At 77.4% G+C, this 3,307-nt stretch carries 2 protein-coding genes and 1 pseudogene; all 3 read right to left on the bottom strand.

Annotated features, from left to right (window positions below):
* Positions 1 to 241, bottom strand: a pseudogene (locus tag ACWGDE_RS37565) (ADP-ribosylglycohydrolase family protein); the annotation flags it as partial.
* Positions 242 to 789: 548 nt separating this feature from the next.
* A complete protein-coding gene (locus ACWGDE_RS37560) occupies positions 790 to 1,950 on the bottom strand; it encodes an ADP-ribosylglycohydrolase family protein (RefSeq protein ID WP_453393568.1) in 1,161 nt (386 codons plus the stop codon).
* Positions 1,947 to 3,307: ADP-ribosylglycohydrolase family protein (locus tag ACWGDE_RS37555; RefSeq protein WP_453393567.1), on the bottom strand; the 1,361-nt coding region annotated here is incomplete at its 5' end. The genes ACWGDE_RS37555 and ACWGDE_RS37560, both read right to left, overlap by 4 nt.

Here is a 3,307-nt window from a genome sequence, read left to right as displayed (position 1 = left end):
GTTGGGGGGGGGGTGGGGGGTGGGGGAGGGCTGCCAGGGCCGTCAGGAGGTCCGTGGCCAGGGCGCGGAGCCGTGGTGGGGCCGAGGTGGCGGAGGCCCCCGCCCGGGCGGGGGCGAGGTGGCCGCCCGCCGTGAGCCAGACGCGCAGCAGGGGCTCCGCAGCCTCCGCGCGGCCGTCCTCCGCGGCCTGGCGGAACTCGTGGCCGACCAGGTCCTCGGGCTGAACCCAGGTCAGCCGCACGGGCTTGCCGGCCCCGGCCCCGTCCGCCGCCGGCCCCGCGGCAGGGGTTGGGCTGGTGCCGGTCCCGGCTGGCGCTGGGGTTGTGGTGTGGTCCGTGGTCAAGGTCGGGTTGGTGCCGTTCCCGGGTGCCGTCGGGCCCGTGGCGTGGTCCGTGGCCGGGGCTTGGCTCCTGACGGGGCCGGACGGCGGGGCCGTTTCGTCGTCCGGGGGGCGCAGCCACGCGAGTTCGGGGTCCAGGGGCTTGCCCCTGGTTTCGGGAAGGGGCGGGGTGGGGGAATCCTCCCCGGCCGCCGCAGCCGGGCTCCGGACACTCGCGCCCAGGGCCGGGTGCGGGAGCGGGCCCGCGGAGGTGGACGTCGTCGGGGCCGGGCCCGTGGTGGCGGACTTTGCCCGGGCCGGGCTGGGGGAGGCGGGGGCGGTCGGGTCCGGGTCCGTGGTGGCGGGCCTTGCCCGGGCCGGGCCGGGGGCGGTCGGGTCCGGGTGCGTGGTGGCGGGCTTTGCCCGGGCCGGGCCGGGGGGCGCTGGGGTCGGGGGAGTGGGCGGCGGTGTCATCGGGGGGCCGTGAGGGTGGTGAAGGCGGACTCGTGGGCGCGGCGGCGGGAGCGGTCGCGGGCGAAGACCTCCCGGGCGACCGCGGCCAGCGCCACCGCCGGGGCGTGCAGGTCGAGGCGGCTGGCCTCGGCGACCTGCTTGGCCCAGGCCGCCGGGACCGCCGCCTCCCCGGACAGCGCGCCCGCGATCGCCCCCGCCATCGTGGCGATGGAGTCGCAGTCCCGGCCGTAGTTGACCGCACCGAGGACCGAGGGCGAGTAGTCCCCGTCGCCGATCAGGAGCATGCCCAGCGCGATCGGGAGCTCCTCGATCGCGTGCAGGCGCGACGGCCGGCGCGCGCCCAGCGACGGCTTACGGTAGTCCGGTCCGACCGAGTCGTACGGGGCCACCGCCGCGCGCAGCGGCGCCAGCGCGGACTCGAAGTCCCGGTGGCGAGCTGCCTCTTCGGCGACCGCGGAGATCGCCGCGCGGGTACCGTCCTTGGCCAGGGACAGGGCGGTGTCGACGACCGAGCCGGCCGTCGCGCCCGGCACGCACGCCGCCGCCACCGCCGCCGCGAACACGCCCGCCGCCTCGCGCCCGTACGAGGACTGGTGCGCGCCGGTGAGGTCCAGGGCCTCCGCGTAGGCCCCGGCCGGATTGCCCGCGTTGACGAGCCCGACCGGAGCCACGTACATCGCCGCGCCGCAGTTGACGATGTTTCCGCTGCCCGCCTCGCGCGGGTCCACGTGCGCGTAGTGCAGCCGGGTCACGATCCACTTCTCGGCGAGGAAGATCCGCTGGAGGGGGAGGGCGTCCGCCTCCAGTTCGGGGATCCAGCGGGGGTTCGTCATGAGGTCGGGGACGAGGTGGTCGGCGACCGCGTAGGCGTCCAGGTGGTCGCGTACGGTCTCGTAGACCCGTACCAGGGCGTGCGTCATGAGGGTGTCGTCGGTGACGTGGCCGTCGCCCTTGTGGTACGGGGCGATGGGCCGGGCCGTGCGCCAGTCCTCGTGCCACGGTCCGACGATGCCGCGCACGCGGCCGCCGTGCCGTTCCACGATCTGTTCCGGGGTCCAGCCCTCCACCGGGCCGCCCAGCGCGTCGCCGACGGCGGCTCCGACGAGTGCGCCGGTGATCCTGTCGTCCAGGGTGAGAGTGGGGTCGATCGTCGTCATGTCCGGGGCGTTCCTTGGGGCTGGGGCTGGGGCTGGGGCTGGAGGTGCGGTTGTGGTTGTGGTTTCGGGGAGGTGAGTTCCGTACGGGCGAGGAGTGCGGCCAGTTCGACCAGGTCGGTGCCCGCCAGGCGGGGGAGGGCGCAGCCGGAGAGGGTGCGGCAGGCCTCGCGCCAGGCCTCGGGGAGCGAGTCGCCGCCGCCGAGCGCGCCGGTGAGCGCGCCGGCGAGGGCGGGGGCGGAGTCCGCGACCCGCGAGAGGCAGGCGGCGGCCGGCACCGCCTCGCAGACCCGGCCGCGGGCGGCGGTGGCCAGCGCGAGGGCCACGGGGACGGTCTCGGCGGCGGCGATCCCGTAGCTGTAGACGTGGTCGACGATCTGGTGCTCCAGGAGCGGGACGATCGCGAAGGCGCCGCCGGTCGGCTCCGCGCGGGCGAGTTTGACCGCGTGCCGGGCGTTGCGGCCGATCTCGGTGGACTCCGGGAGCTGTTCGAGGGCGGCGTCGACGGCGGCGTCGGTGTCCGCGCCGGCGAGGGCGGTCGCGATGGCGGCGGCCATGGCGCGGGCGCCGTGGACCCCGTCGCCGTCCTGGGTGTAGCGGGCGTCGAACTCGGCGAGGTCGGCGGCGGCGCGGGGGTCGCCGGGGTGGACCACGGCGAGGACGCAGGCCCGGATGCAGGCGGCGTCGTCGAAGTAGTGCGGGTTGTCGTGGCCGGTGGCGGGCGGGCGCAGGCCGGCGGCGAGGTTGCCGAGGCCGGCGCGGACGGAGATCCGGGCGCGGAGCGGGAGGACGGCGGATTCGACCTCGGGCGCGCGTTCGGCGGCGGCCGCGACCTCGCTGGCCAGGGCGTTCCAGGCGAGGTCGATGGCGGCGCGCATCCTCCGGGACCGGGAGAGGTCGCTGAGCAGCACCCCGGCGGCGCTGAGCACGGACTCGGCGGCGAACGCTGCCCATTCGGCGTCGTCGCTCGGGCCCAGGCGCAGGGGTTCCGGGGGCTGGTTGAGGGCGATGGGGACGGGGAGGGTGGTGGTGGCGTTCTGCTCGGCGAAGGTGTCGAGCTCGCGGGTGAGGCGGCGGGTCCACTCGGGCATCCGGCTGGCGCGGTGCCGCGCGGCGGGCCATCCGGCGGCGTCGCCTGCGGCGAGCCCGAGCAGCAGCCCCTCGATCCGCCGGTCCCCTGCGGGGGGCTGTTGCCCGTACGCGGCCGCCGCCGGGGCGGTACGGGGCTGCGTGCGTGGCTCGGCGTCGAGCGTGGCCGTCTTCGCGGGTCCGGGGCCGGCCGTGGCCGGGGCGGTACGGGGCTGCGTGCGCGGCGGGGCGCTGTGCGTGGTGGCCGGTTCGGGCGTGGGTGTCGTCTCCC

It is taken from the genome of Streptomyces sp. NPDC054956, from assembly GCF_053609185.1.
Note: the sequence above shows the minus strand (reverse complement) of the source record. Positions and strands in the feature narration are given on the sequence as shown.